23 protein-coding genes, 1 pseudogene and 1 riboswitch are annotated in these 24368 nt (G+C 70.9%); of the genes and pseudogenes, 10 read left to right on the forward strand and 14 right to left on the reverse strand.

Annotation, left to right across the window (positions count from 1 at the left end; translation table 11 throughout):
- The first annotated feature begins 87 nt into the window (after positions 1-87).
- The 3 genes and pseudogenes from OG293_RS25785 to OG293_RS25795 form a co-directional block, all read left to right on the forward strand.
- Complete coding sequence (locus tag OG293_RS25785; protein ID WP_406001154.1) at positions 88-1353, forward strand: S8 family peptidase; 1266 nt, start codon at positions 88-90, stop codon at positions 1351-1353.
- A gap of 211 nt (positions 1354-1564) precedes the next feature.
- Positions 1565-2761 (forward strand): S8 family peptidase, encoded by a 1197-nt coding sequence (locus OG293_RS25790; protein ID WP_406001155.1) that lies wholly within the window; start codon positions 1565-1567, stop codon positions 2759-2761.
- Between the two features lie 76 nt (positions 2762-2837).
- Positions 2838-2945: pseudogene (locus tag OG293_RS25795) on the forward strand (DUF1697 domain-containing protein); the annotation flags it as partial.
- Here OG293_RS25795 and OG293_RS25800 read toward each other — a convergent pair.
- Entirely contained in the window at positions 2923-3603 is a 681-nt protein-coding gene (locus OG293_RS25800; RefSeq protein ID WP_406001156.1) for a MerR family transcriptional regulator, read from the reverse strand. The pseudogene OG293_RS25795 and the gene OG293_RS25800 sit on opposite strands and share 23 nt — an antisense overlap.
- An 85-nt stretch (positions 3604-3688) precedes the next feature.
- Here OG293_RS25800 and OG293_RS25805 point away from each other — a divergent pair, with 85 nt between their 5' ends.
- The gene (locus tag OG293_RS25805; protein ID WP_406001157.1) at positions 3689-4102 is read left to right on the forward strand and encodes a DUF3291 domain-containing protein; all 414 of its coding nucleotides are present in this window, start codon (positions 3689-3691) and stop codon (positions 4100-4102) included.
- 82 nt (positions 4103-4184) lie between these two features.
- Here OG293_RS25805 and OG293_RS25810 read toward each other — a convergent pair whose 3' ends face one another.
- Both OG293_RS25810 and OG293_RS25815 read right to left on the reverse strand, forming a co-directional pair.
- Entirely contained in the window at positions 4185-4856 is a 672-nt protein-coding gene (locus OG293_RS25810) for an O-methyltransferase (RefSeq protein WP_406001158.1), read from the reverse strand.
- Between the two features lie 15 nt (positions 4857-4871).
- Positions 4872-5951 (reverse strand): DUF2330 domain-containing protein, encoded by a 1080-nt coding sequence (locus OG293_RS25815; RefSeq protein ID WP_406001159.1) that lies wholly within the window; start codon positions 5949-5951, stop codon positions 4872-4874.
- Between the two features lie 271 nt (positions 5952-6222).
- On the opposite strand from OG293_RS25815, the gene OG293_RS25820 reads away from it, so the two are divergent.
- Positions 6223-8229 (forward strand): bifunctional glycosyltransferase 87/phosphatase PAP2 family protein, encoded by a 2007-nt coding sequence (locus OG293_RS25820; protein ID WP_406003709.1) that lies wholly within the window; start codon positions 6223-6225, stop codon positions 8227-8229.
- Between the two features lie 197 nt (positions 8230-8426).
- Here OG293_RS25820 and OG293_RS25825 read toward each other — a convergent pair whose 3' ends face one another.
- Complete coding sequence (locus OG293_RS25825; RefSeq protein WP_406001160.1) at positions 8427-9683, reverse strand: cytochrome P450; 1257 nt, start codon at positions 9681-9683, stop codon at positions 8427-8429.
- 299 nt (positions 9684-9982) lie between these two features.
- On the opposite strand from OG293_RS25825, the gene OG293_RS25830 reads away from it, so the two are divergent.
- Positions 9983-11152, forward strand: a complete 1170-nt coding sequence (locus tag OG293_RS25830) for a steroid 3-ketoacyl-CoA thiolase (RefSeq protein WP_406001161.1) — start codon at positions 9983-9985, stop codon at positions 11150-11152.
- Positions 11153-11288: 136 nt separating this feature from the next.
- On the opposite strand, the gene OG293_RS25835 is transcribed toward OG293_RS25830, so the two are convergent.
- From OG293_RS25835 to OG293_RS25865, 7 genes are all read right to left on the reverse strand, one after another.
- Positions 11289-11711: a transglycosylase SLT domain-containing protein gene (locus OG293_RS25835; protein WP_406001162.1), complete on the reverse strand. Its 423-nt coding sequence runs from the start codon at positions 11709-11711 to the stop codon at positions 11289-11291.
- A 336-nt stretch (positions 11712-12047) separates the two neighbouring features.
- The gene (locus tag OG293_RS25840; protein WP_406001163.1) at positions 12048-12872 is read right to left on the reverse strand and encodes an ECF transporter S component; all 825 of its coding nucleotides are present in this window, start codon (positions 12870-12872) and stop codon (positions 12048-12050) included.
- Positions 12869-14500 carry an ABC transporter ATP-binding protein gene (locus OG293_RS25845; RefSeq protein ID WP_406001164.1) on the reverse strand — a complete coding sequence of 544 codons (1632 nt, stop codon included), beginning with the start codon at positions 14498-14500 and terminating at the stop codon, positions 12869-12871. The genes OG293_RS25840 and OG293_RS25845 overlap by 4 nt, the downstream gene beginning before the upstream one ends.
- The gene (locus tag OG293_RS25850; RefSeq protein WP_406003710.1) at positions 14497-15564 is read right to left on the reverse strand and encodes an energy-coupling factor transporter transmembrane component T; all 1068 of its coding nucleotides are present in this window, start codon (positions 15562-15564) and stop codon (positions 14497-14499) included. The genes OG293_RS25845 and OG293_RS25850 overlap by 4 nt, the downstream gene beginning before the upstream one ends.
- A gap of 299 nt (positions 15565-15863) precedes the next feature.
- Positions 15864-16520, reverse strand: a complete 657-nt coding sequence (locus tag OG293_RS25855) for an SCO2322 family protein (protein WP_406001165.1) — start codon at positions 16518-16520, stop codon at positions 15864-15866.
- Positions 16520-17761 (reverse strand): prenyltransferase/squalene oxidase repeat-containing protein, encoded by a 1242-nt coding sequence (locus tag OG293_RS25860; protein WP_406001166.1) that lies wholly within the window; start codon positions 17759-17761, stop codon positions 16520-16522. The genes OG293_RS25855 and OG293_RS25860 overlap by 1 nt, the downstream gene beginning before the upstream one ends.
- Positions 17762-17869: 108 nt before the next feature.
- Positions 17870-18004, reverse strand: a riboswitch (cobalamin riboswitch).
- Between the two features lie 166 nt (positions 18005-18170).
- Positions 18171-19205 carry an MBL fold metallo-hydrolase gene (locus OG293_RS25865; RefSeq protein WP_406001167.1) on the reverse strand — a complete coding sequence of 345 codons (1035 nt, stop codon included), beginning with the start codon at positions 19203-19205 and terminating at the stop codon, positions 18171-18173.
- 111 nt (positions 19206-19316) lie between these two features.
- Here OG293_RS25865 and OG293_RS25870 point away from each other — a divergent pair, with 111 nt between their 5' ends.
- From OG293_RS25870 to OG293_RS25880, 3 genes are read left to right on the forward strand one after another with little or no spacing between them, the layout of a single operon-like run.
- A complete protein-coding gene (locus OG293_RS25870) occupies positions 19317-19535 on the forward strand; it encodes a hypothetical protein (protein ID WP_406001168.1) in 219 nt (72 codons plus the stop codon).
- Positions 19536-19577: 42 nt separating this feature from the next.
- Positions 19578-21038 (forward strand): aldehyde dehydrogenase, encoded by a 1461-nt coding sequence (locus tag OG293_RS25875; RefSeq protein ID WP_406001169.1) that lies wholly within the window; start codon positions 19578-19580, stop codon positions 21036-21038.
- A complete protein-coding gene (locus OG293_RS25880) occupies positions 21038-21271 on the forward strand; it encodes a ferredoxin (protein ID WP_406001170.1) in 234 nt (77 codons plus the stop codon). Before OG293_RS25875 ends, OG293_RS25880 begins: the two co-directional genes overlap by 1 nt.
- Positions 21272-21387: 116 nt before the next feature.
- Here the strand turns inward: OG293_RS25880 and OG293_RS25885 are convergent, their stop codons facing one another.
- Entirely contained in the window at positions 21388-21876 is a 489-nt protein-coding gene (locus OG293_RS25885; RefSeq protein WP_406003711.1) for an N-acetylmuramoyl-L-alanine amidase, read from the reverse strand.
- 451 nt (positions 21877-22327) lie between these two features.
- On the opposite strand from OG293_RS25885, the gene OG293_RS25890 reads away from it, so the two are divergent.
- Positions 22328-22747 carry a hypothetical protein gene (locus OG293_RS25890; protein ID WP_406001171.1) on the forward strand — a complete coding sequence of 140 codons (420 nt, stop codon included), beginning with the start codon at positions 22328-22330 and terminating at the stop codon, positions 22745-22747.
- A gap of 109 nt (positions 22748-22856) precedes the next feature.
- Here OG293_RS25890 and OG293_RS25895 read toward each other — a convergent pair whose 3' ends face one another.
- Positions 22857-23465 (reverse strand): LuxR C-terminal-related transcriptional regulator, encoded by a 609-nt coding sequence (locus OG293_RS25895; RefSeq protein ID WP_406001172.1) that lies wholly within the window; start codon positions 23463-23465, stop codon positions 22857-22859.
- Between the two features lie 223 nt (positions 23466-23688).
- On the reverse strand, positions 23689-24321 hold the full coding sequence (locus tag OG293_RS25900) for a TetR family transcriptional regulator (protein ID WP_406001173.1): 633 nt from the start codon (positions 24319-24321) through the stop codon (positions 23689-23691).
- Between the last annotated feature and the right edge of the window lie 47 nt (positions 24322-24368).

The raw sequence follows: 24368 nt of genomic DNA on the forward strand, positions 1-24368 counted from the left end.
AAAGCGGTCAGGGTTTCGAGCCAGTCCCCGGAGTTCTTCCGTCCGGGCCCAATCCCCCCACACATGTTGACGAGGAGCTCCCTCTTCATGGCAACTCACAAGCGTGCGAGCAGAATCAAGCTGACCGCGGCGATAGCCGCTGTGGCAGCAGCCGCCGGAGTGACACTCACCACGTCGTTCGCCGGAGCGGCGACTCCGGCCGAGGGCACGGTGTACGGCATGAGCGCCGAAGGCGCCATCGACGGCAGCTTCATCGTGATGCTCGACCAGAAGGCCGACAAGAAGGACCTGGCCTCGGAGTACGGCGGCAAGCTCCAGCGCAACTACAACTCCGCCGTCAACGGCTTCTCCGCCAGCGGCCTTTCGGAGACCGAGGCCAAGCGCCTCGCCGCCGACCCGGCCGTCGCCAAGGTCGTCCAGAACCAGACGTTCTCCATCAACGAGACCCAGGACAACCCCGCCGACCCGGCCGTCGCCAAGGCCGTCCAGAACCAGAAGGTCCCCATCAACGCGACCCAGGACAACCCGCCGTCGTGGGGCCTGGACCGCATCGACCAGGCCGACACCGCGGGCGACAAGAAGTACACGTACCCCGACAGTGGCGGAAAGGGCGTGACGGCGTACGTGATCGACGGCGGGGTCCGTATCTCCCACAAGGAGTTTGGCGGCCGTGCCTCGTACGGCTGGGACTTCGTCGACAACGACAACTCCGCCGACGACAACCATGGTCACGGCACCCATGTCGCCGGCACCATCGCCGGCAGCACGTACGGTGTCGCCAAGAAGGCGAAGATCGTCGCCCTCCGCGTCATCGACGACAACAAAGTAGGCACCACCGAGCGGTTCGTCGCGGCCATCGACTGGGTCACCAAGAACCACCGGGGCCCCTCGGTCGCCAACATGAGCATTGGCAGCCCCCACGACGAGGCGATCGACGAGGCCGTCTGCAAGGCGATCGCCTCCGGCGTCACCTTCGCGGTCGCGGCGGGCAACGCGGCCGAGGACGCAAGCCAGTACTCCCCGGCCCGCGTCAAGGAGGCCATCACCGTGGCGTCCTCCACCAAGGAGGACCAGCAGTCGCCCTTCTCCAACTTCGGCGCGTCCGTGGACATCTACGCGCCAGGGACCGCGATCAAATCGGCGTCGAAGGACAGCGACGAGGGCACCGCGACCATGTCCGGCACCTCCATGGCGTCGCCGCACGTGGCCGGCGCCGCGGCGGTCTACCTCGGCGCCCACAAGAACGCCACCCCGAAAGAGGTTGCCAAGGCGCTGACCGACGGCGCCACGCGCGACAAGATCACCAACCCCGGTGCGGGCACGCCCAACAAGCTGCTGAAGGTCGTCGAGTAACCGACCGGCACCATCGCTGAGCCGGAGGTCGCCGTGCCTTACCCCACAGGGTGCGGCGACTTCCTTAAGGGACCCTTTCGGCTAAGTCACGGCTGCATGAGGGTCTTGATCTGGGTGCATCAAAGCGGTCAGGGTTTCGAGTCAGCCCCCGGAGTTCTTCCGTCCGTGGGGCGCAATCCCCCCACACATGTTGACGAGGAGCTCCCTCTTCATGGCAACTCACAAGCGCGCGAGCAGAATCAAGCTGACCGCGGCGATAGCCGCTGTGGCAGCAGCCGCCGGAGTGACACTCACTACGTCGTTCGCCGGAGCGGCAACTCCGGCCGAGGGCACGGTGTACGGCATGAGCGCCGAAGGCGCCATCGACGGCAGCTTCATCGTGATGCTCGACCAGAAGGCCGATAAGAAGGACCTGGCTTCGGAGTACGGCGGCAAGCTCCAGCGCAATTACAACTCCGCCGTCAACGGCTTCTCCGCCAGTGGTCTTTCGGAGACCGAGGCCAAGCGCCTGGCTGCCGACCCGGCCGTCGCCAAGGTCGTCCAGAACAAGACGTTCTCCAACGAAGCGACCCAGGACAATCCGCCGTCGTGGGGTCTGGACCGTATCGACCAGGCCGACACCGCGGGCGACAGGAAGTACACGTATCCGGACAGCGGCGGTGAGGGTGTGACGGTGTATGTGATTGACGGCGGGGTCCGTATCTCCCACAAGGAGTTTGGCGGCCGTGCCTCGTACGGCTGGGACTTCGTCGACAACGACGCCACCGCCGACGACGGCCTTGGTCACGGCACCCATGTCGCGGGCACCGTCGCCGGCAGCACGTATGGTGTCGCCAAGAAGGCGAAGATCGTCGCCGTCCGCGTCACCGGCAACAACGCCCACGGCACCACCGAGGGGGTCATCGCGGGCATCGACTGGGTCACCAAGAACCACCGGGGCCCCTCGGTCGCCAACATGAGCGTCGGCGACGGCGCCGACGAGGCGATGGACGAGGCCGTCCGCAAGGCGATCGCCTCCGGCGTCACCTTCGTGACCTCGGCGGGCAACAATTCCGTCGACGCGAGCGCGGAATCCCCGGGGCGCGTCAAGGAGGCCATCACCGTGGCGAACGCCACCAAGGAGGACCAGCAGTCGGACGACTCCAACTTCGGCGCGTCCGTGGACATCTACGCGCCAGGGACCGACATCACCTCGGCGTCGAAGGACAGCGACGAGGGCACCGCGACCCTGTCCGGTACCTCCATGGCGTCGCCGCACGTGGCCGGCGCCGCGGCGGTCTACCTCGGCGCCCACAAGGACGCCACCCCGGAAGAGGTTGCCAAGGCGCTCATCGACGGCGCCACGGCCGACAAGATCACCAACGCCAGCGCGGGCACGCCCAACAAGCTGCTGAAGGTCGTCGACTAACCGACCGGCCCCATCGCTGAGCCGGAGGTCGCCGTGCCCTCCCCACAGGGCGCGGCGACCGCCCTATCGCGCGCCCATGACCACGAGGTATGCGGCACTCCTGCGCGGGATCAATGCGGGCGGGCACGAGAAGCTGCCGATGGCCGAACTCCGCTACCTGCTCACCGACCTGGGGCACGCCGACGTCGGCTCGAACGGCCCTCCGGCCGGTCGCGATACCGGACGGTCGACTCGGCCTCCTGGGCGAGCCGGCGCAGTGCCAACAGCGCCGGTTCCAGGAGGAAGGTCAGCAGCACGGCACGCTCGGCTTTTTCGAGTGGATCGTCGGGGTCCTGGAGCTGATCGAGGTCCAGGGCCGCGGTCCGCTCGGCAAGCTGTGCGTAGGGGATGAGCGACCGCCAGTCGTACTCCATCCCGAGGGAGTTGAGGGTGCTCAGGGTCTGGGTGATGACCTGCCGGGCGGGGTTGTGCTCCGTGACCGTCCAGCCCATCTCGGCCAGCAGGGCACTCACTTCGGTGGAATCCGCCGCGGCCTGGCTCGCGGGGGCGGTCTCCTTGGCGGGTCCTGAGGCCGGCCAGACGCCGAAGACGAGACCGAGCAGTTCGTGCGTGTCGGTCTCGCCCTCGGAGATGGCGTCCAGCACGTCCTTGGCGGCGCTGACCGTCAGGCCCCGCACCCCTATCAGGGCGCGGATCAGCCGGAGGCGCCGCACATGCGACTCGCCGTACTCGGCCTGGGTCGCGGCGGTGGGGCGTCCGGGTGGCAGCAGCCCCTCGCGCAGGTAGTACTTGATCGTCGCAGTGGCGACTCCGCTGCGTCGGCTGAGCTCTGAGATTCGCACCTGGTCCCGCTTCCCACTGGCAATTGGGCAGCTCCACTGTCTAATATGGATACTGCCACTCACCAACTGTGGATGTGAGGATACCGTGCCGACTCTTCCCTGGGCGAAGCCGAATCCGGCCCGGCCCAACACCCGCGCATTCGTGATGGCCTCGCGTCTCGACGTGAAGTCCGCCAAGGACGTGCCGCGCTTCTTCCTGAAGTCGCTCTCGGCCTGGAAGCAGGTGCGTTCCGCACCGGGAGCTCTCGGGGCGTCACTGGAGGCCCAGCTGCTGAAGGGGGTCTTCTCCACCCTCTCCGCCTGGGAGGACAGGGACGCGCTCTACCGGTACGCGAGGACAGAGCCCCACAAGAGCATCATGACGGGCCTGCGGTCGACGATGAGCTCCTCGACCTTCACCTTCTGGGAGGTTCCGGTCGAGGAGCTGCCGATTTCCTGGAAGGACGCCAAGCGGCGCATCGAGGAGCAGGCGCGCGTGGACGCGCAGAGCGGCTCATGATCTCCCGGCCCGGGGCCGCCCCCGTCCCCGGGCCGGGGCCGCACCACCGCTCTCACCCGCCGCCGCACCACTCGGGCACGGCTCAGGCGACCACGCGCGCCAGCAAGAAGCCGTCGTGGCCTTTCGTGCCCACCGTCTGCACCGCCGTCGCGTCCAGGCGCGGCTCCCGCGCCACCAGCTCGTACATCTCGCGCGTGCCGACGATCGCCGGGTCCGTGGTCTGCGCGTCGGCCACCGCGCCGCCCCGGACCGCGTTGTCGACGACGATCACGCTGCCCGGCCGGGTGAGCTTGAGCGCCCACTCCACGTAGCGCGGGTTGTTCTCCTTGTCCGCGTCGATGAACACGAGGTCGAACGGGCCCGCGCCCGGCTCCGCCACCAGCTTCGGCAACGTCGTGAGCGCGGCTCCCGTACGGACCTCGGCGATCTTGTCGAGGCCGGCGCGGGCCAGATTCGCGCGCGCCACGTCGGCATGCGCAGGGCTGTACTCCAGCGAGATCAGCCTGCCGTCCTCGGGCAGAGCCCTCGCCAGCCAGATGGTGCTGTAGCCGCCCAGCGTGCCGATCTCCAGGACGGAGCGCGCACCCTGAATCCTGGCCAGCAGATGCAGCAGCTTGCCCTGGTTCGGGGCGACGGCGATCGAGGGGAGACCGGCCGCGTCGCTCGCCGCGAGCGCGGCGGTCAGTGCTTCGTCGGCGGGCACGAGGAGGTCGGTGACATAGCGGTCGACTGCGTTCCACAGCTCCTGGGTCATACCGCTCAATCTATTTCAGCCCAGTGGCGGCGGCGCGTGAACAGCGGGAGGCGGCAGAACAGGCCTTCTGTGCCGGGCCGCCCCCCGCCACAGCAGCAGCGCCACCAGTGCGACGAGCCCTCCGCCGACCGTCAGCAGCCACACGGGCACGGTGCCGACGGTGAGCAGCGAGTCGCGGTACACCACCTGCCGGAAGGGGGTGTCCGCCGTGGCCGCCCGCAGCTCGTGGTCGCCGTCGATCCGTCCCGGCTCGGGAAACCGCTGGTCGAGTGCCGTCAGAAAGGTCTCGCCGGCGCTCGTGTACCCGGCGAGAATCCCGTCCGCCGTCACCCGTCCGGCGTATGTCACCTCCGGTACGTCTCCGCCGATCGAGCTCACCGGCTCCATCCGGTGCGGCGCCAGCACGAACAGCCCGAGCGACTGCGCGGTCTTCGCGCGCCGCGACAGCCGCATCGGGTAGACGAGCGTGTCGCTCGCGAAACGCAGCCGCAGCGGGTCGAGGGTGCCCCGCAGCACCTTGCCCTGCGCCTCGGGGGCCAGCCGCACGGCCACGTACTCCCATTTCCCGGCCACATACGGCCGCAGGTCGTCCGCCAGCCCCGCAGGCAGCTCGAAGCCGTTCTTCTCCAGCCAGCCCCTGAGCGCTCCCGGATCCGTCGCCGTCAGCCGCGCGACGTCGAAGCCGCCGAGGCGTTCGCGCCCCACGACGCCCACCGCCGCGCTCCCGCCCGGGGCCGGAGCGCCCGCGCTGTCGGAGTCGCTTCCCGAGAACGGCCAGTCCTTGGCGCGCGGCCAGAAGTAGTGCCTCGTGCGGTGCTCCGGCGCGATCACCGCCTCCGGCTTGTCGAAGAGGGCCGCGTCGCCGAGTTCGACCGTCGCCCGGCCGGGCACGGGCATGATCCAGGCGGCCTTCGGGGCGTCCCCGTCAACCGTGAAGCGCATGACGATCTGCTCCGTACGGCCGTCCCAGCCGACCACCGAGGTCTCCCGGTCGACGGCCATGCGCGTTCCGCGTTCGGGGACCATCGCTCCGCAGCCGCAGGCATATGCCGGACTGATCAGCGATCCGAGCTGGAGCGCGATCAGCGCTAGCATGACCAGAAGGACATTCTGCCGCTTACGGCCCGGTATGTGTCCGCGTCCCAGGTCTTGTATGTTCCCCCGCATGCCCCGTGTGACGTCGGCGCGGACCACACGGTTCCGGGGCCGTCGAGCGAGATATTCGGTCAAAACGGGGTGACAGCCAGGCGAAGAGGGGGTTGCCTGAGTCTCCTTCATGGAGCAGTGCGACGCTCTATGGACCAGCCGTCAGGAACGAGACAAGGCAGGGGAGGCGCGGCGCGACGTGGCGAACGCGGAGCACGGCATGCGCGGGAGTGGGACGACGGACACGAGGATGGGCGCGGCGAGGGCCGCCCTGTGGCTCGTGGCCGCCGTCCTCGCGATACGGCAGGCGGCGGCGGTGCTCCGGCAGCCCCCCGGTGAACGCCTGACCGACCTGGAGACCTGGATCGGCGCGGGGGGCGTCCTGCATGTGAAGGGCTCCCTCTACGACGCCGACAAGTTCACCGGTACACCTTTCGCCGGACTGGTACTCAAACCGCTCACACGCTCCGCCGAACAGAGCCTGGGCGTGGCCTGGACCTTCGGAACGCTCCTGCTGGTCGTCGGCATCGGCCTGCTCGTCGCACGCGCCCTGCCCGGACCCGTCTCGCGCCGCAGCGGCCTGCTCGCCGCGCCCATCGCCATCTGCCTGCTCATGCTGTCGCTGCCCGTGCGCAACAGCTTCTACCTCGGACAGACCAGCATCATCCCGGTCCTGCTGGTCCTCCTCGGCGCTTTCGCGGCCCGCGGGGAGAGATCCTGCGGTGTGCTGATCGGTATCGGCGCCGCCCTCCAGCCCACCGTCCTGCTCTTCGCGCCCCTGTTCTGGTTCACCGGGCGCAGACGCGCCGCCGTCACCTCGGCCGGCACCTTCGCCGCCCTCTCGGTGCTCGCCTGGGCCGCGCTGCCCGGCGACTCCTGGACGTACTGGGTCCACCATGTCGCGGGCGCCGGGCTCGGCGCCCGCCCCGACAGCCTCGCCAATCAGTCCCTGCACGGCGCGCTGCTCCGCTCCGGACTGCAAGGCCCGCTGGAGATCGCGCTGTTCCTCGCGCTCGCCGCCGCCGTCTGCTTCTTCGGACTGCGCCGCGCCGTCCGCCACGCCCAGGACGGCCAGCTCCTTCTCGCCGTCGCCCTGACCGGCTGTGTGGCCGTCGCCGTCTCGCCCACCGCCTGGCAGCACCAGCTTCTGTGGGTGCTGCTCGCGGTCGTCGGCCGCGTCGGCAAGCGCGCTTCCGACCGGATGCTCTGGCCGGTCCTGATCGTCCTGGCGATGACCCTGCCGGGGAAGATGCTGCTGCCCAACATGGCGGTGCTCTATCCCGTACGCGACAACGTCCTGCTGATCGCCGCGGTCGCCGCGGCCTGCGCGGTGCCCTTCCTGCCGCGCACCTCGCCGTACTTCCGCAGCCCGGTTCCCACCCAGTACGCGCTCCCCGTCCCGGCGCGCTGGCGCCAGGTGCCGCTGCTGCCGTTCTGGCGGCGCGTGATCAGCCGCCCCAATCTGCTGCTCGAACTGCTGGTCATCCGGGTCGGCTACAGCGTCTACTCACACATCCGCGCCGCCGCGACCGGCGGCGTCACCGCGGCCGAGGAGCATGGCCGCCAGATCGTCGCCGCGGAGCAGGCGCTCGGCATCGACATCGAGCACTGGATCAACCACGCGGTGGTGAAGGTGAAGTGGGCGGAGGCCTTCTTCAACTTCTACTACACGTCCTTCCACTTCGTGGTCCCGCTGTCCATCCTCGGAGTCCTGTACGTCCGCCGCCCCGCCGACTACCGCTGGGCGCGCGCCTCCCTCGCCTTCGCCACGCTCCTCGCGCTCCTCGGTTTCTGGCTCTACCCGCTGGCTCCGCCGCGCCTGATGCCCGGCATGGAGTTCATCGACACGGTCCACGGCCCGCAGGACCTCGCCAACCCGGACTACGGCGCGATGACGGCCGTCACCAACCAGTACGCGGCGATGCCCTCGCTGCACTTCGGCTGGTCGCTGTGGTGCGGGCTCATCGTCCTGGTCCTCGCGCCGAAGCTGTGGATGAAGGCGCTGGGTCTGCTCCACCCGCTGTTCACGGTCTGCGCGATCGTCGCGACCGCGAACCACTGGGTGCTGGACGCGGCAGGCGGAGCGGCCGTCGTGGGCGCGGGCTTCGGCCTCGCCTATGTGCTGGCGGGCCGGCGGCAGCTGAGGCTGCCCGGCAGCGGGCTGCCGCACGCACGGGAGGACGTCGCCGGGCAGGCGGAAACAACAGTTCCGGCCACGCCGAAGTAACGCTCGCGGCCCCAGGGGGTACGGGAATCCCGCACCCCCTGGGGTGGATCGTCGCGTTCTTGTCAGGATCCGCCCGGCGCGCCGGTTCCGCCACTCGGGCGCCTGCGGGGGCCGGACGTTCCTGCGGGAGGCAGGGGAGGGGCGTGGGATGGATCCCCCGCCTCCCGCGGCTGGTGGTGGTGCGTGCCGACTCCAGGTCAGCCGAGGCTGACCTGGAGTTCCTTGATGCCGTTCAGCCACGCCGAGCGCAGTCGGCGGGGGTCGCCCACGAGTCGCAGACCGGGCAGGACGTCGGCTATGGCGTTGAAGATCAGGTTGATCTCCATCACGGCAAGGGACTTGCCGAGGCAGAAGTGCGGGCCTCCGCCGCCGAAGCCGAGGTGCGGGTTCGGGTCGCGGGTGATGTCGAACCGTTCGGGCGCGTCGAAGACGTCGGGGTCGTTGTTGGCGGAGGAGTAGAAGATGCCGACCCGGTCGCCCTTCCTGATCTGTGCGCCGCCCAGTTCGAGGTCCTGTGTGGCGGTGCGCTGGAAGGAGACGACGGGCGTCGCCCATCGCACGATCTCCTCGGCGGTGGTCGTGGGGCGTTCGCGCTTGTAGAGCTCCCACTGCTCGGGGTGGGTCAAGAACGCGTGCATACCGTGGCTGATGGCGTTGCGCGTCGTCTCGTTGCCGGCCACCGCCAGCAGGATCACGAAGAAGCCGAACTCGTCGTTGGAGAGATTGCCCTGGTTCTCCGCGGCCACCAGCTGACTGACGATGTCCTTGGCGGGACACTCCTTGCGGGCGGCGGCCAGGTTCATCGCGTACGAGACGATCTCCATCGCCGCCTCGGCGCCGATCTCCGCGGTGATCGCGTACTCGGGGTCGTCGTACGCCGCCATCTTGTTGGACCAGTCGAAGATCTTGGCGCGGTCCTCCTGCGGTACACCGATGAGCTCGGCGATCGCCTGGAGCGGGAGTTCGACCGCGACGCTGGTGACGAAGTCGAAGCTGCCGTCGCCCTTCGCGCCCGACAGGGCGGCCCCGGCGATCGCACGGGCACGTGAGCGCAGGGCGGCCTCCAGGGAGCGGACCGCCCGCGGGGTGAAGCCGCGCTGGACGATCTGGCGTACGCGCGTGTGCTCCGGCGGGTCCATGTTGAGCATGATCAGCTTCTGGACCTCGATCTGGTCGCGGCTGATCGACTCGTTGAAGCGGATGACCGCCGTGTTGGTGTGGGAGGAGAAGAGTTCGGGGTGCGTGGAGACGTGTTTGACGTCGGCGTGCCGGGTGACGGCCCAGTAGCCCTCGTCCTGGAAGCCGGAGATGCCGGCCGGCTGCGCACACCACCAGACCGGAGCCGTCGTGCGCATCTCGGCGAACTCGGGGTGCGGAATGCGGGTTTGGAGCAGATCGGGATCGGTGAAGTCGAACCCTGCGGGCAGATGGGGGCAGTCCTTCGGCAGCTTCAAGGTCAACTCCAGGTCTGGCGGCGGTGTCGGTGACTCGAAATTTGTCTGACGACCCATCAGAAGTTGACCGAAAGGTAGTAACGAGTTCTACAAGTGGCAAGGGTCGTGGGCGGATCTGTTGCGGCACGGGGGTGCAGCAGGGGCGTGCAAGACCCTTGCGTACCCGGGGTAGCACTCATGAGACTGTTCCGAGAACTAGAACGCGTACTACTTCGGGGGTCCGGGGTCGTACCCGGAAGGACACAGTCGCCCGTGGAGCGCCGGGACGCCCCACGGCTGTGCGAGGAGAGGACGAGCTCATGGCCGCGGAACCCGTCATCGTCGAAGCCGTACGCACACCCATCGGCAAGCGCTCAGGCGCGCTCGCCAACCTTCATCCCGCCTATCTGCTGGGCGAGACCTACCGTGAACTCCTCGGCCGCACCGGCATTCACGCCGACTGCGTCGAGCAGGTGGTGGGCGGCACGGTCACCCACGCCGGCGAGCAGTCCATGAACCCCACGCGCAACGCCTGGCTCGCGATGGGGCTTCCGTACGAGACCGCCGCGACGACCGTGGACTGCCAGTGCGGATCCTCGCAGCAGGCGAGCCACATGGTCGCCAACATGATCGCGGCGGGCGTCATCGACATCGGCATCAGCTGCGGGGTCGAGGCCATGTCGCGGGTGCCGCTGGGCAGCGGATCCAAGCACGGGCCCGGCAAGCCCTTCCCCGACGAGTGGAACGTCGACCTGCCCAATCAGTTCGAGGCCGCCGAGCGCATCGCGCGCCACCGCGGGCTGACCCGCGAACGGGTCGACTCGCTGGGGCTGCTGTCGCAGGAGCGTGCGGCCGTCGCCTGGGCCGAGGAGCGGTTCAAGCGGGAGACCTTCGCGGTGCAGGTGCCGACCACCGAGGAGGAGCAGGCCGCGGGACAGGGCATGTGGCGGCTCGTCGACCGCGACGAGGGGCTGCGTGACACCAGCATGGAGGCGCTGGCCACGCTGAAGCCCGTCATGCCGACCGCCGTGCACACCGCGGGCAACTCCTCGCAGATCTCGGACGGCGCGGCGGCCCTCATGTGGGCGTCGAAGCGTATGGCGCGCGCCCTGAAGCTGCGGCCGAGGGCCCGGATCGTCGCCCAGGCTCTCGTCGGCTCGGACCCGCACTACCACCTCGATGGTCCGATCGACGCGACCCGGGCGGTGCTGGGCAAGGCCGGGATGTCACTCAAGGACATCGACCTCGTGGAGATCAACGAGGCCTTCGCCTCGGTGGTACTGAGCTGGGCGCAGGTCTTCGAGCAGGACCTGGAGAAGGTCAACGTCAACGGCGGCGCCATCGCCATCGGGCATCCGGTGGGTGCGACCGGGGCGCGGCTGATCACCACGGCACTGCATGAGCTGGAGCGCAGGGACAAGGAGTTCGCGCTGGTCACGATGTGCGCGGGCGGGGCGCTCGCGACCGGAACGATCATTCAGCGCCTGTAGGGGCGCCTTGCCGAGGGCAGCGGGGCCTCACCGGGTGCGCCCGCGGTCCGGCCGTGTTCCGCACGAAGGCCCCGGTGCCCGGCCGTGGGAGGCCGGGCACCGGGGCCTTCGGGGGTGCTGTGCCGGTCGGGGCCGGTCAGTACCAGCCCTGGGACTGCCATGTGGACCAGGCGCCGCACGGGCTGCCGTAGCGGTCCTTCATGTAGTCCAGGCCCCACTTGATCTGGGTGGCGGGGTTGGTCTTCCAGTCGGAGCCGGCGGAGGCCATCTTGCCGCCGGGCAGGGCCTGCACCAGGCCGTACGCGCCGCTCGACGGGTTGGACGCCTTCGGGTTCCAGCCGCTCTCGTGCGACACGATCTTGCTGAAGCACTGGAACTGGGCGTCGTCCTTGATCATCTGGTGGGCGATCGTCCTGGCCGAGCCCGCCTGCGAGGGGGCGGCGGAGGCCGTGGCCGGGTTGGCGCCCAGCACCATCGCGGCGGAGCTCACCACGAGAGCGGAGCCGACCAGGGCGGTCTTCGGGCGGTTGGCGATGCGGCGGATGATCGAGCGGGACACAGAGGGGCCTAACGTCGGGGACAGGGCGGTCGCACGGGCATGCCGGAATCTCGTACGTACGAGGGGATCCGGCCGCCCGGAAGGCGCGATGCGGCTCCGCGACGAGCCCGGGCCGCGCCTTGCGACCCGGTCAGTTGTAGCGAGCCGCCCAGCGCCTCGCAACGACGCCGGCTACTAGTGCGGCTCGCACGCGGACCGAAGGGCAGCGGGGGCTGTACGGATGCTGTTTGCGCAGGTCGTATCGGTAAAAGGTGGTTTGTCTGAAATGTTGAGGGGCTCCTATGCCGCTTCGTACAGGACCAAAGGCCTGTGGGGCGTCTCACCCCGCAGGGGCCCTCACCGGGGGTCGAATGTGACCTGCGCCTCGAAGTTGGCGCGCCGTGTGGCACGGCGCAGCGCCTTGAGGACGGTGGAGCCGATGGTGAGGGTCAATACGACGGTGAGGGCCGCCCGGCCGAGGTCCCAGCCGAAGGAGGTCGCCGCGCAGTACGCGAGGAAGCGGACCAGGTTCTCCCGCACCGGATCGCCGGCGTGGAAGGAGATGCCCGAGGAGAGGCCGCCGATGTACGTCCAGCCCTGGAGATTCATGGCCGTGCCGTAGGCGAACGCGGCGACCGCGCCGTACCCGGCGAGCACCCACAGCTCCGCGCGGCCCCGCAGCCGGTCCGGCCCCGGCAGCAGCCCGGCGCCCATCGCGAACCAGCCCATCGCCAGCATCTGGAACGGCATCCAGGGGCCCACGCCACCCGTGAGCAGGGCGGACGCGAACATCGTGACCGAGCCGAGCACAAAGCCGAAGCCCGGTCCCAGCACCCGGCCGCTCAGCACCATCAGGAAGAACATGGGCTCCAGACCGGCGGTGCCCGCGCCGAGAGGGCGCAGCGCGGCACCGACCGCCGCGAGCACACCGAGCATGGCCACCGCCTTGGCGTCCATGCCGGTGTCGGCGATCGTCGCCACGACGACCGCGACGAGGAGCGGAAGCAGGGCGGCGAAGAGCCAGGGGGCGTCCGCGGAGTGGGCGAGCCCGGAATCGGCGTCCGCGAGCAGCGGCCAGCCGAAGGCGATCACGCCGATCGCGCTGGTCAGGGCCAGGGCGACGACGGAACGGGGACCAAGGCGCAGGGTACGGGCCTGCCGGGTATGAGGAGAACGGGTCACAGCGCGTCCCTGACCTGGGAGACGGTCAGCCACTGCTGAGGGGCGAGGATCTTGGCGACCTGCGGTGCGAACGCGGGCGACGAGACCACGACCTCGGCCGTCGGCCCGTCCGCGACGACCTCGCCGTCGGCCAGGATCACCACCCGGTGCGCGAGCTCGGCGGCCAGCTCCACGTCATGGGTGGCCAGCACGATGGCGTGCCCCTCGGCGGCCAGCTCCTTCAGGACGCCGACGAGCCGGGCCTTCGCCGCGTAGTCCAGACCGCGCGTCGGCTCGTCGAGCAGCAGCAGCGGGGGCCGGCCGGTCAGCACGACGGCCAGCGCGAGGGCCAGGCGCTGCCCCTCCGACAGGTCCCGGGGGTGAGCCCCGTCGGCGACGCCGGGCAGCAGCTCGCCGACCAGGGCTCGGCAGGCGCCGGGCTCCGCGCCCGCGTCCGTGTCGGCCGCGGCGCACTCGTCCGCCACCGTGTCCGCGTACAGCAGATCCCGCGGCTCCTGCGGTACGAGCCCGACCTGGCGGACCATCTCGCGGGGGTGGGTGCGGTGGGGGGTGTGCCCGCCGACCAGTACGGAGCCGGAGGAGGGCTCGACCATGCCGACGAGAGCGGCGAGGAGGGTGGACTTCCCGGCGCCGTTGCGGCCCATCAGGGCGATGGTCTCGCCCGGGGCCACGGTGAGGCTCACGTCGTGCAGCGCTTCGACCCGGCCGCGGCGGACGGTGAGGCGCCTGGTGGTGGCCGTGGTGCCGGGGCGCTGTCCCGGACTGGGCGCCTCCACCGCCTGCGGGGCCGCTGCCGACGGGGTGGGGGAGGACCCGGCCAGCCGGTCCCGCAGCGCACCCGCCCTGCGCCTCGCGTCCCGTACCGACAGCGGCAGCGGATCCCACTTCGCCAGCCGGCCCAGCTCCACGACCGGCGGACACACGGGCGAGACCGCCATGATCTCCGCCGGCGTGCCGGTCACCGGAGGCATGCCGGGCCCGGGGAGCAGGACGACCTGGTCCGCGTACTGCACGACCCGCTCCAGCCGGTGCTCGGCCATCAGCACCGTCGTGCCGAGGTCGTGGACCAGCCGCTGGAGCACCGCGAGCACCTCTTCCGCCGCAGCCGGGTCGAGCGCGGACGTCGGCTCGTCGAGCACGAGGACCTTGGGGTGCGGGGTCAGCACCGAGCCGATCGCGACGCGCTGCCGCTGACCGCCGGAGAGGGTGGCGATGGGCCGGTCGCGCAGCTCGGCGAGGCCGAGGAGGTCCAGCGTCTCCTCGACACGGCGGCGCATCACCTCGGGGGCGACACCGAGCGATTCCATGCCGTACGCCAGCTCGTCCTCGACCGTGTCGGTGACGAAGTGCGCGAGCGGGTCCTGGCCCACCGTGCCGACGAGATCGGCGAGTTCGCGGGGCTTGTGGGTGCGAGTGTCGCGGCCGTCCACGGTGACCCGGCCGCGGAGGGTGCCCCCGGTGAAGTGCGGGACCAGCCCGGACACCGCACCCAGCAGAGTCGACTTGCCGACACCGGACGGACCGACGAGCAGCACCAACTCGCCCTCGGGGACGGTCAGGTCGACACCCTGGATCGCCGGCCGGGCGGCGCCGTGATAGATGACCGACGCGTCTTCGAAACGGATCACGGGTTCTCCTGCGCGGCGGGGGCTGGGGCGGGGGCGACGAAGGCCGGGAGCAGGCCGGGCAGAATCGACGCGGCCGGCCAGAGCGGAAGCGTGGGCGCGGTCAGCGGCACGACGCCGGGGTGCAGGGCCTGCGGGTCGTAGGCGTTCGCCCAGATCATCAGGGCCGCGACCGCCGCGCCCGAGCCCGCGACCAGCCAGGCCCGGGGGCCCCAGCGGTCGGGGCGGTAGCGGGTACGGACGGAACGGCGGCCACCGAGACGCAGGCCCGCGAGTGCGGCGACGAGCCCTGCGGCCAGCAGGGGCAGACCGTACGAGGCGCCCTCGGCGGCGAGCAGTCCGTACGAACCGGCGCAGACTCCGAGCAGCCCCCCGAGGGTGAGCGCGGTGGTGGTGTGCCGGACGGCGGGCGGGACGTGGGCGCTGCGGCCGTAGCCGCGGGCGTCCATGGAGGCGGCGACGGCGACGGACCGTTCGAGCGCGCCCTCCAGGACGGGCATTCCGACCTGGACGACTGCCCTGATGCCGCCGGTGGGGCGACCGCGGAGCCTGCGGGCGGTCCGCAGGCGTACGACGTCGGCGACCATGTTCGGCGCGAAGGTCATCGCGACGACGACGGCGACACCGACCTCGTACAGCGCGCCGGGGAGGGACTTGAGGAGGCGGGCGGGATTGGCGAGGGAGTTGGCAGCGCCGACGCAGATGAGGAGGGTCGCGAGCTTCGCCCCGTCGTACAGCGCGAAGACCAGCTGCTCGGCGGAGACCCGGCCGCCGATCCGGATGCCCTTCGCCCAGTCGGGGAGCGGGACTTCGGGGAGGGTGAGCAGGGTGTGCATGCCGGGGACGGGCGAGCCGAGGACGACGGAGAACAGGACGCGGATGCCGATGACGACGAGCCCGAGCTTGACGAAGGCACCGTAGGAACGGGCCCAGGGGGCGTCGGTGCGGCGTGCGGCGACGACGTATCCGGCGACGCCGACGATGAGGCCGAGGAGGAGGGGGTTGGTGGTCCGGGACGCGGCGACCCCGAGCCCGAGGGCCCACAGCCACCAGGCACCGGCGTGCAGGGCGTTGCTGCGGTTGGCCTCGGGGGGCCGGAGGCGGGGGAACCGGGGTGGCGGGGAGCCGTCGCCGCGGTGGCTGTCGCGCTGGGGCGGGGGCTCTTGTGGTGCGGGTCGGGGTACGCGGCCCGGCCGTGTGGTGCGGGTTGCCGGTTCCCTCCGGATCGGCTCTCCGCCGTCCGCGGCGGTGAGGCCTTGCGGACCGGTCGCCCGGTGCGGGCCGCCGATCGCCTGCGGGGACGACCCGGTACGGACTCTCCCGGCGGGAAGCGACCATGCGCGACCCTGGCCCACCGTGGACACGTTCACCGCCGACCGGGGTACCCGCGGCGGCGGGAGCGCCACAGTGCCGCGCCGCCGAGTGCGACAACCGCCGCGATGCCCGCGATGACGCCGACCGAAGGGCCGCCGTCGTCCCCGGTGTCGCCCTTCGGCGGCGTCGACGACTTCGGCTCCGTCGCCGAGACCTGCTCGCCGCAGCCCGACTTCGGGTAACCCGTGATCGCGCACAGGAGCGCCTGGCTGTTGTAGCGCAGCGGCTTCGCCACCGACGCCAGCGCCTCCGCGGTCGTCGCGTCCTTCGGCACCTGGGCGCACACCGCCCGCAGGGCGGGCGGCCTCTCGCCCGCGGGGGCGTCCTCCTGGGTGCCCGGGTCGATGACCAGGGCGATCCGCTTGTGGTCCGGCCTGGCGGGCGTCGTGCCGCAGATCGCCGTGAAGTCCGGGGCCCTGCGCGGCTGCGCCGAGTCCCCGCTGTCCGCGCTCACCGAGAAGCGGAAGCCGTTGACCGCGCCGTCTGTGGGCCGTGCCGTGGCGGGGCCCTCGGTCGCGTACGTCCACCTGCCCCCACTGCTCTCCCAGAACGACCAGTAGCGGTAACCGGCCGCCTGCGCCGGCCCCGCGCCCAGTACCGACAGCGCGGCGCCGAGCGCGAGGGCCAGGGAGAGAAGTCGCCGGCGCATCACTGCTGCCGGTTCTTGCGGCGGCCGCTGATCAGGATGCCCGCGCCGACGCTCGCGAAGAAGAGCGCGCCGGCGACCCACCAGACACCGGAGCCCGAGTCTGAGCCGGAGTCCGACTCGGCTTCGGCCTTCTTGGGCTCCGCGGACGACTCGGGCGCGGGGCCCGTCGCGTTCAGCGCCGCCACCAGGTCCGTGCCGCCGAAGCCCTTCGGGTCCGCTCCGCCCGCGCGGGCGGCGAAGATCAGCTGGGCGTACGCCGCCGGGCCGGACTCCTTGGCCCAGGCCGCGGAGTTCTGCTCCAGCCACGCCAGCGGCTTCTTCGCCTGCTCGCCGAGGCCCTGCGCGCTCAGCGCGACAACCGCATCGGCCGTGTTCCCGAAGTCGGGCTTCTCCGCCGGGTCCGACGCGCCAGGCATCGGGGGAGTGTTGAGGTGCCCGGTCTTGGCGAGTGCGGTGGCGAGGTAGGCCGCGCCGTTGTGTGCGGCGCCCTCGATCGCCGTGGTCTTCTCACAGGCCGTCCCCTTGGCGTCCTTCGCGCCCGCGGTGGCGGCCAGGCCCTGGCCGTGTGCGCCGACCACGGCTGCCGCGGTGGAGTCCGCGACGATACCCGGCTGCTTCGGCTGGTAGACGAACGCGCCGCCGTTCTTCGGGCCGCATGGCTGCGCGAAGGTCAGCAGCGCGTCGTAGGGGGTCTTGCCGCCCTTGGACTTCACGCCCTCCGGCTTCTCGCCCGCTGCCGCGAGGGCGCCGATCACGATCGAGGTGGAGTTGGCGTCGCTCGCCCCGCCGGGGTTGTAGCCCCAGCCGCCGTCCGCGTTCTGTACGGACTTCAGCCAGCCGGCCGACTTCTTCACGGCGGCGTCCTGCCCGCCGAGCGCGGCGAGGCCCTGCACCGCGGCGGCGGTGGCGTTGGAGTCCAGCGGCAGCTTGGTGTCGCACGGCTTGGCCGCGTCCGCCCGGTACGAGGCGAACGCCCCGCTCGCGCACTGCTGCCCGGTGAGCCAGGCCACGGCCTTCGCCGCGGGCTTGACGCCGGCGGTGTCCTGGGCGAGCAGGGCGAGCGACTGACGCCACACGCCGTCATAGGTCGGGTCGCCCTTTCCGTACAGGCCGGGCGGCAGCGCGGCTGACGGTATCGGCGACGGCGCGGCGATCGCGGCCGGGGCGGCGGCCGAGGTGATGGCCATGCCGAGTACGGCGGAAGCGGCGAGCGCGGCGGCGCTGCGGCGGGCGGTGGTCATGGCGGGGTGTGCCTCTCCTGCGGGAGCCGGGCACGGGCACGCTGAGGCACCAGGGCTCCGGCCCCGTATCCCTCGACGGTGCCGGCCACCGGCGGCTGCCGGTGGCGCGAGCCGGTCACGACCGTACGAGGCATTCCGGCTCACCGCCTGCGAGGGCGGCTCACGGTTGCGGGTCAGCGCCGGATTCGCACCGGCTTCCCCCCGTACGAGTGTGATGACGACTCGCACACTCTACCGGCCGGTCACCTGTGCACGACCGGGCGCATCCCGCCCCGGGCGGCGGGCGCACGGACCGGCCGGGCCGAGGCGGTGGGCGGCCGTCGAGCCGACGGCGGAAGCGGCGGCGGGGGGTGGCGGCGGGGCGGACGTGGCCATGAACCCGACGGGCGCATGCGCCGGGCGGGGCGGATCAGGCGGCGACGAAGGTGGTGGGGGTACCGGTCAGCGCCTCCGCCTGTCCCAGCTTCACCAGCCTGCGCAGATGCGCCTCGGCCTCCGAGACCGCGATGTTCCTCGACCCGTACGGAATCTGCTCCCAGGGCCGGTTCCACTCCATCCGTTCGGCGACCTGCCACGGGGTGAGCGGCTCGGCCAGCAGGGCGAGCAGACCCGTGAGGCGGTCCTCGTGGTGGGTGAGCAGTTCCCGGACGCGGGCCGCGGCGTCGGTGAAGGCGTACTGATGCGCCGGGAGCACCTCCGCGGGGGCCAGCCTGCCGATCCGCTCCAGTGAGTCGAGGTAGTCGCCGAGCGGGTCGGTGACGGTCGCGTCGTCCGGGTCCTCGTACAGGCCGATGTGCGGGGTGATCCCCGGCAGCAGATGGTCCCCGGAGAACAACCGGCCGTTGCCGGGCCGCATCGCCGGGTGGGCTTCCTCCAGATGGAGGCAGACATGGCCGGGTGTGTGCCCCGGGGTCCAGACGGCCCGCAGCCGCCGCCCGGCCAGGTCGAGCAGCTCGCCGGGGACGATCTCCCGGTCGGGCAGGGCGGCGCGCAGTCCCGGCAGCGTACGCATCCGCCCCGAGGCGCGGGCTTCGCGCAGCGGGGCGGTGTGTGCGTCGGGCGCGCCCGCTCTGCTGAGCTTGTCGGCCAAGTAGCCGAGCCAGAGCTCCGGTTCGGCATCACGGGTGCGCCGCACCACGGCACTGTCGGCGGCATGCATCGCGATCCATGCCCCGGACTCCTGCCGGACGCGTCCCGACAGACCGTGATGGTCGGGGTGGTGGTGGGTGATGACCACACCGTGCAGGCCGGCGACCTGGACGCCGAGTGATCCGAGCCCGGCGGCGAGGGCGTCGAAGGAGGCCGGGTCGTCCCAGCCCGTGTCGATGAGGACGGGGCCGCGGTCGGTGTCGAGGAGATGGACGAGGGTGTGCCCGAGGGGATTGTCCGGGATGGGCACCTCGATGGCCCAGACGCCTCCGCCGTGGTCGGTCACCTGCGTCATGAGGTTCTCATCTCTCTCGGCGGCACGGCATGCCCACTATAACTAGAACTGGTTCCAATAGTCGCCCGAGTCGACCGGTTCTCCGGGGGAGTTGACTGATGGGGTTCGTGGATGGATTCGCGAGAAGCGGTGGCATCGGCGAGCGAGAAGCCGCGGATGGAGGTGGAGGCCGTCGAGGACGCGCCGGCCGTCGCGTCTCGGCCGCTCGATCCCGGCGGCCGTCCGGGCTCGATGCCCCGCGATTCCCTGCCCGCCGGCACGGGTGAGGCGTCGGAACGCTCTCCGGTTCCCGCCGTGGACTACTTGAACGAGAACTGGTATCAGTTCTGAATCAGTGTCAGAAAGTGCGCCGGGCAGCGGGAGGCAGCAGCCATGACCGAGCTTGTGGAACACCGAAAGCTGTTCATCGGCGGGGAGTTGACCGACCCCCTCGGCGCCGATGTCATCGAGGTCGTCTCGCCCCATACCGAGCAGGTCCTCGGACGCGTCCCGCACGCCTCCCGCGCGGATGTCGACCGCGCGGTGGCCGCCGCGCGCAAGGCGTTCGACGAGGGGCCCTGGCCCCGGGCCACCCTGGAGGAGCGGATCGCCGTCGTCGGGCGGATCAAGGACGCGATCGCCGTCCGGCACGAGGAGATCGCCCGGTCCATCAGCTCGCAGAACGGGTCGCCGTACTCCTGGAGCGTGCTCGCCCAGGCGCTCGGCGCGATGATGGTCTGGGACGCGGCGATCACCGTTGCGCGCGCGTATACGCACGAGGAGCGGCGGGACGGAGTGCTCGGGCCGATCCTTGTGCGGCGGGAACCCGTCGGGGTCGTCGCAGCCGTCGTGCCGTGGAACGTGCCGCAGTTCACCGCCGCCGCCAAGCTCGGGCCCGCGCTGCTGGCCGGCTGCGCCGTCGTGCTCAAGCCCTCGCCCGAGTCGCCCCTCGACTCGTACATCCTCGGTGAGATCGCCAAGGAGGCCGGGCTGCCGGAGGGCGTCCTGTCCATCCTGCCCGCGGACCGCGAGGTGAGCGAGTATCTGGTGGGCCACCCCGGGATCGACAAGGTGTCCTTCACCGGGTCCGTCGCCGCAGGCAAGCGGGTGATGGAGGTCGCCTCGCGCAACCTCACCCGCGTCACCCTGGAGCTGGGCGGCAAGTCCGCGGCCGTGATCCTGCCCGACGCGGACCTCGCCCCGGCCGTCGCGGGAATCGTGCCCGCGGCCTGGATGAACAACGGGCAGGCGTGCGTGGCCCAGACCCGTATCCTCGCCCCGCGCAGCCGTTACGACGAGTTCGCCGAAGCCTTCGCCGCCGCGGCCTCCGCGCTCGTCGTCGGAGACCCGCTCGACGCGGCGACCCAGGTCGGTCCCCTCGTCGCCCGCCGTCAGCAGCAGCGCTCCCTCGACTACATCAGGATCGGCCAGGAGGAGGGCGCCAAGCTCCTCACCGGCGGCGGCCGTCCCGCCGGACGTGAACAGGGCTGGTACGTCGAGCCCACGCTCTTCGGAGGTGTCGACAACTCCATGCGCATCGCCCGCGAGGAGATCTTCGGCCCGGTCGTCTGCCTGCTGCCCTACGGCGACGAGACCGAGGCGGCGAAGATCGCGAACGACTCCGACTACGGGCTCAGCGGCAGTGTCTGGACGGCCGACGTGGAGCGGGGCATCGACTTCGCGCGACGGGTCAGGACGGGGACGTACAACGTCAATACGTTCAGTCTCGACATGCTCGGACCCTTCGGCGGCTACAAGAACTCCGGACTGGGGCGGGAGTTCGGGCCCGAGGGGTACGGCGAGTACCTGGAGCACAAGATGATCCATCTGCCCGCCGGGTACGGGGAGAAGTGATGGGGGACCGCTGGCACGTCGAGGTCGACCGGAGCGTGTGCATCGGATCCGGCATGTGCGTGGGACACGCCCCCGACGGCTTCGCGCTGGACTCCGCCCGGCAGTCGCATCCGCGGGCCGCCGACGCCGACGCCAACGAGCAGATCCTCGCCGCCGCGGAGAACTGCCCGGTCGAGGCGATCTCGATCGCCCTCCTGGAGAGCGGGGAGCCGGTCTTTCCACCCGAGGACTGAGGGCTGGCCGTTCCCCTGATCCCCGGCGGGTCGGCGCACGGCCTCGGATACGGACGCCGTTGCCCGACGTATCAGTCGGTGCAACTCTGACCGCCATTGACGTCAGCCCGTGTTCGTCAGGTCTGCCGGAATGTCCGCACGCGGCTCATGATGACTTCGCGCTGCTGCGCTCGTGCCGTCCCGGGACAAGCGTGCCCACCCCAGGCACCTCCGCCCATGGCATGAGTGCCCAAGCCCCGCCCCTTCGGGGAGTCCGTCACCTCAAGAGGCCAGCCGTGCTCGCGGGCGCCCCACGCGTAGACGCGCGCGACGGCGTCAACCTGCGCCGTGGTGAGGGGTTTACCGGCAAAGCCCGAAGTCTCTATCGACACCCACTCGGCATTGCCCGCTCTCTGCGTCCAGGCGCGGTCGTGGACCGATACATACTGCTCGATCTCGCCCGCTTGCGACGCCCAGAAATGGGCCGAACTCCGCGTCGAGGGTTCGGAGGACCACTCGAACAGCGACCCCTCACCCTCCTGTACGTGCAGTATCAGACCCCGTTGCCCCTCCCTCCCGCCCCGGCTGAAGTTCGCGCCAATCGGCTTCTGGGCGACGCCTGGCATCCATCCGGGGGGCGGGGAGCCCGGGAAGGCGGACGGGACACCGCCCTGCTGGGCGGCGGGTGCCCCCGGAGCGGCCGGGGTCTGCGTCGCGGACTGCCCCTCCCAGAGGAGGACGGCCGCTGACACCGGAGCGAGGAGAAGCCCTCCCCCGAGGATGAACACGCTGCGCCGGGTCAGTCGCCGACGCGGCGTGTTCACAGGTGCCTCCACGTCGGCGCGCCGGAGGCCGTACGGCCGTTGCAGGAAGTGGGCATGCCGCACAATGTGGCCCGCTCATGTGATCACGACCACATGGGAATGTGATGAGACGGTAACAGCGGGGCGTGTTCGAACGGCGGGGCACAGAGGTTGACTTGTGCGTTTCGCACAGTGATCTCATGACACGCGTGACTGTGCGGCCCCAGGACAGCCGTGGAAATCTCGATGCCACGTCGCCGACAGGGGGAGCACCATGGACAAGCGGTACGAGGTCTTCTGTCCCTCGGACAGGCAGTTCTACGAGACCCCGGACCGCTTGTCCTCCACCCGCCGGCCCTCCCCCGCGGGGGAGAGCGTCCATCTCCTCGAGGCGGCGCAGCGCCCGGTCCCCGAAGGGTGGCGGCGATACCTCTTTGGGGACTGGCTCCACATCAGCCCGATCGGCACCGCCCGCCCCACCCAGGGCTGGAAGATCCATGTCTCGGCATGTCCCGACAACGCGGAGAAGACCGCGGCCAGCGTCTGGGACCACTGCGTCCCGCGCGCCGTGCCCTTCACGTTCGTCCCCGGCCGGCAGCCGCTTCTCCCGCGCAACTCCAAGTACGCGGGCCGCGGATTCCAGTGGGAAGTTCGCCACCCTCTATCCGGCCGACGAGAAGCGAACTCCGGCTGATCCTGGAGGAGCCGGGCGAGGAACTGGCGGGAGAACCGGGACCGTACATGTCGGTGCTGGGGGCGCACAGATCGGACCCGGTGCGGTGCCTGTGCCGGGGGCGCACGCGTCAGACCCAGCCCTCGCCCTGGGAGATCCTTATGGCGTCGACTCGATTGCGGGCCCCGGTCTTACGCGTGATGGCCGCCATGTAGTTGCGTACCGTCCCGTTGGACAGATGGAGACTGCTCGCGATGTCGGAGATCGAGGCGCCCTCGGCGGCGAGTGACAGCACGCTCAACTCCCGTCGGGTCAGCGGCATTTCGGCTGCTCTGAGAAAGCCGAAGCCGAGGGAGTAGTCGACGAACCGCTCTCCCCGTGCCACCTGCCGGATAGCGGTGATCAGCCGTTCGGGCGTGCCTTCCTTGTCGACATAGCCGGTGGCCTGCGCCTCGACCGCGCGCCGGAGCGGACCTGGCCGATTTACGCTGGCGAGCACCAGTAACCGGCCGTCTACGGCTCCTTTTCGGCGCCCCGGCAGCTCGCCGAGGGGGGCGATGCCGTACGACTCGGCGCACTCCAGGTCCACGGCGCAGACGTCCGGTGCGAGGGACTGCGCGAGCGCCGGCGCGGTACGCCACGGCGCGTGGAAGACCTCCAGGTCCGGTTCACCCGCAAGTCTCTCCGCCAGCGCAGAACGCAGCAGACACGCATCGTGCACGAGAAGTACCCGGATCACGTCGCCCCCTCAGCTGCCGCCCACCGGTTCGCTCCGTGCAGCACGCGAATATTGTCATCGGCGAATCCGCACCACGGGCACGGAGATCCGGCCAACGGGTGGCAAGAGGGGCGCACAGGAAAAGAGTGAACGCCCGGCGTGCACGACCGCGTGCGCTGGTCCGCGCAGCCCAGGGGAGTGCCACTTTCCGCGGCGCGGGGGCTCCGTCCCGCCCGTCAGGCCGCTATCGGCGGTCCGGATCCCGCGGCGCCGGTGTCGTCAGATCGATCAGCCGGCAGACCGTCTCGATGTCGATCTTCACCTGTGCGATCGACGCACGCCCCGACAGCCAGGTGATCAGCGCCGAGTGCCAGGTGTGCTCGATCACCCGGACCGCGGAGAGCTGCTCGGGCGTGGGGCTCTCCAGCCCCATCGCGTCCAGGATGATCGCGGTGGTCTGGCGGGAGACCATGTCGACCTCGGGGCTCACGCTGCGGTCCGCGAACGTCAGCGCCCGCACCATGGCGTCCGCGAGGTGCGGCTCCCGCTGGAGCGCCCGGAAGGCCCGCATCAGCGTCTCGGAGACCCGCTCGGCCGCACCGTCCCCCGCAGGGGGGCGTTTGCGGAGCGTGGTGTGCATGTGCTGGAGCTGGTCCTGCATGGTGGCGACCAGCAGATGGATCTTGGAAGGGAAGTAGCGGTAGAGCGTGCCGAGCGCGACGCCCGCGGCGTCGGCGACCTCCCGCATCTGCACCGCGTCGAAACCGCCCCGGCTGGCCAGCTGCGCACTGGCGTGCAGGATGCGACGCCGGCGCGCCTCCTGTCGTTCTGTCAGCGGCGGCGACGCCGGCCCTGCCGACTTGGCTTCGGCTGTCATATGTCCCGTTCCATGCGCGAGTCCGGACCGCACAGCATGGCAGCGTG

The sequence above is a fragment of the Streptomyces sp. NBC_00829 genome (assembly GCF_045161795.1).
Taxonomy (GTDB): domain Bacteria; phylum Actinomycetota; class Actinomycetes; order Streptomycetales; family Streptomycetaceae; genus Streptomyces.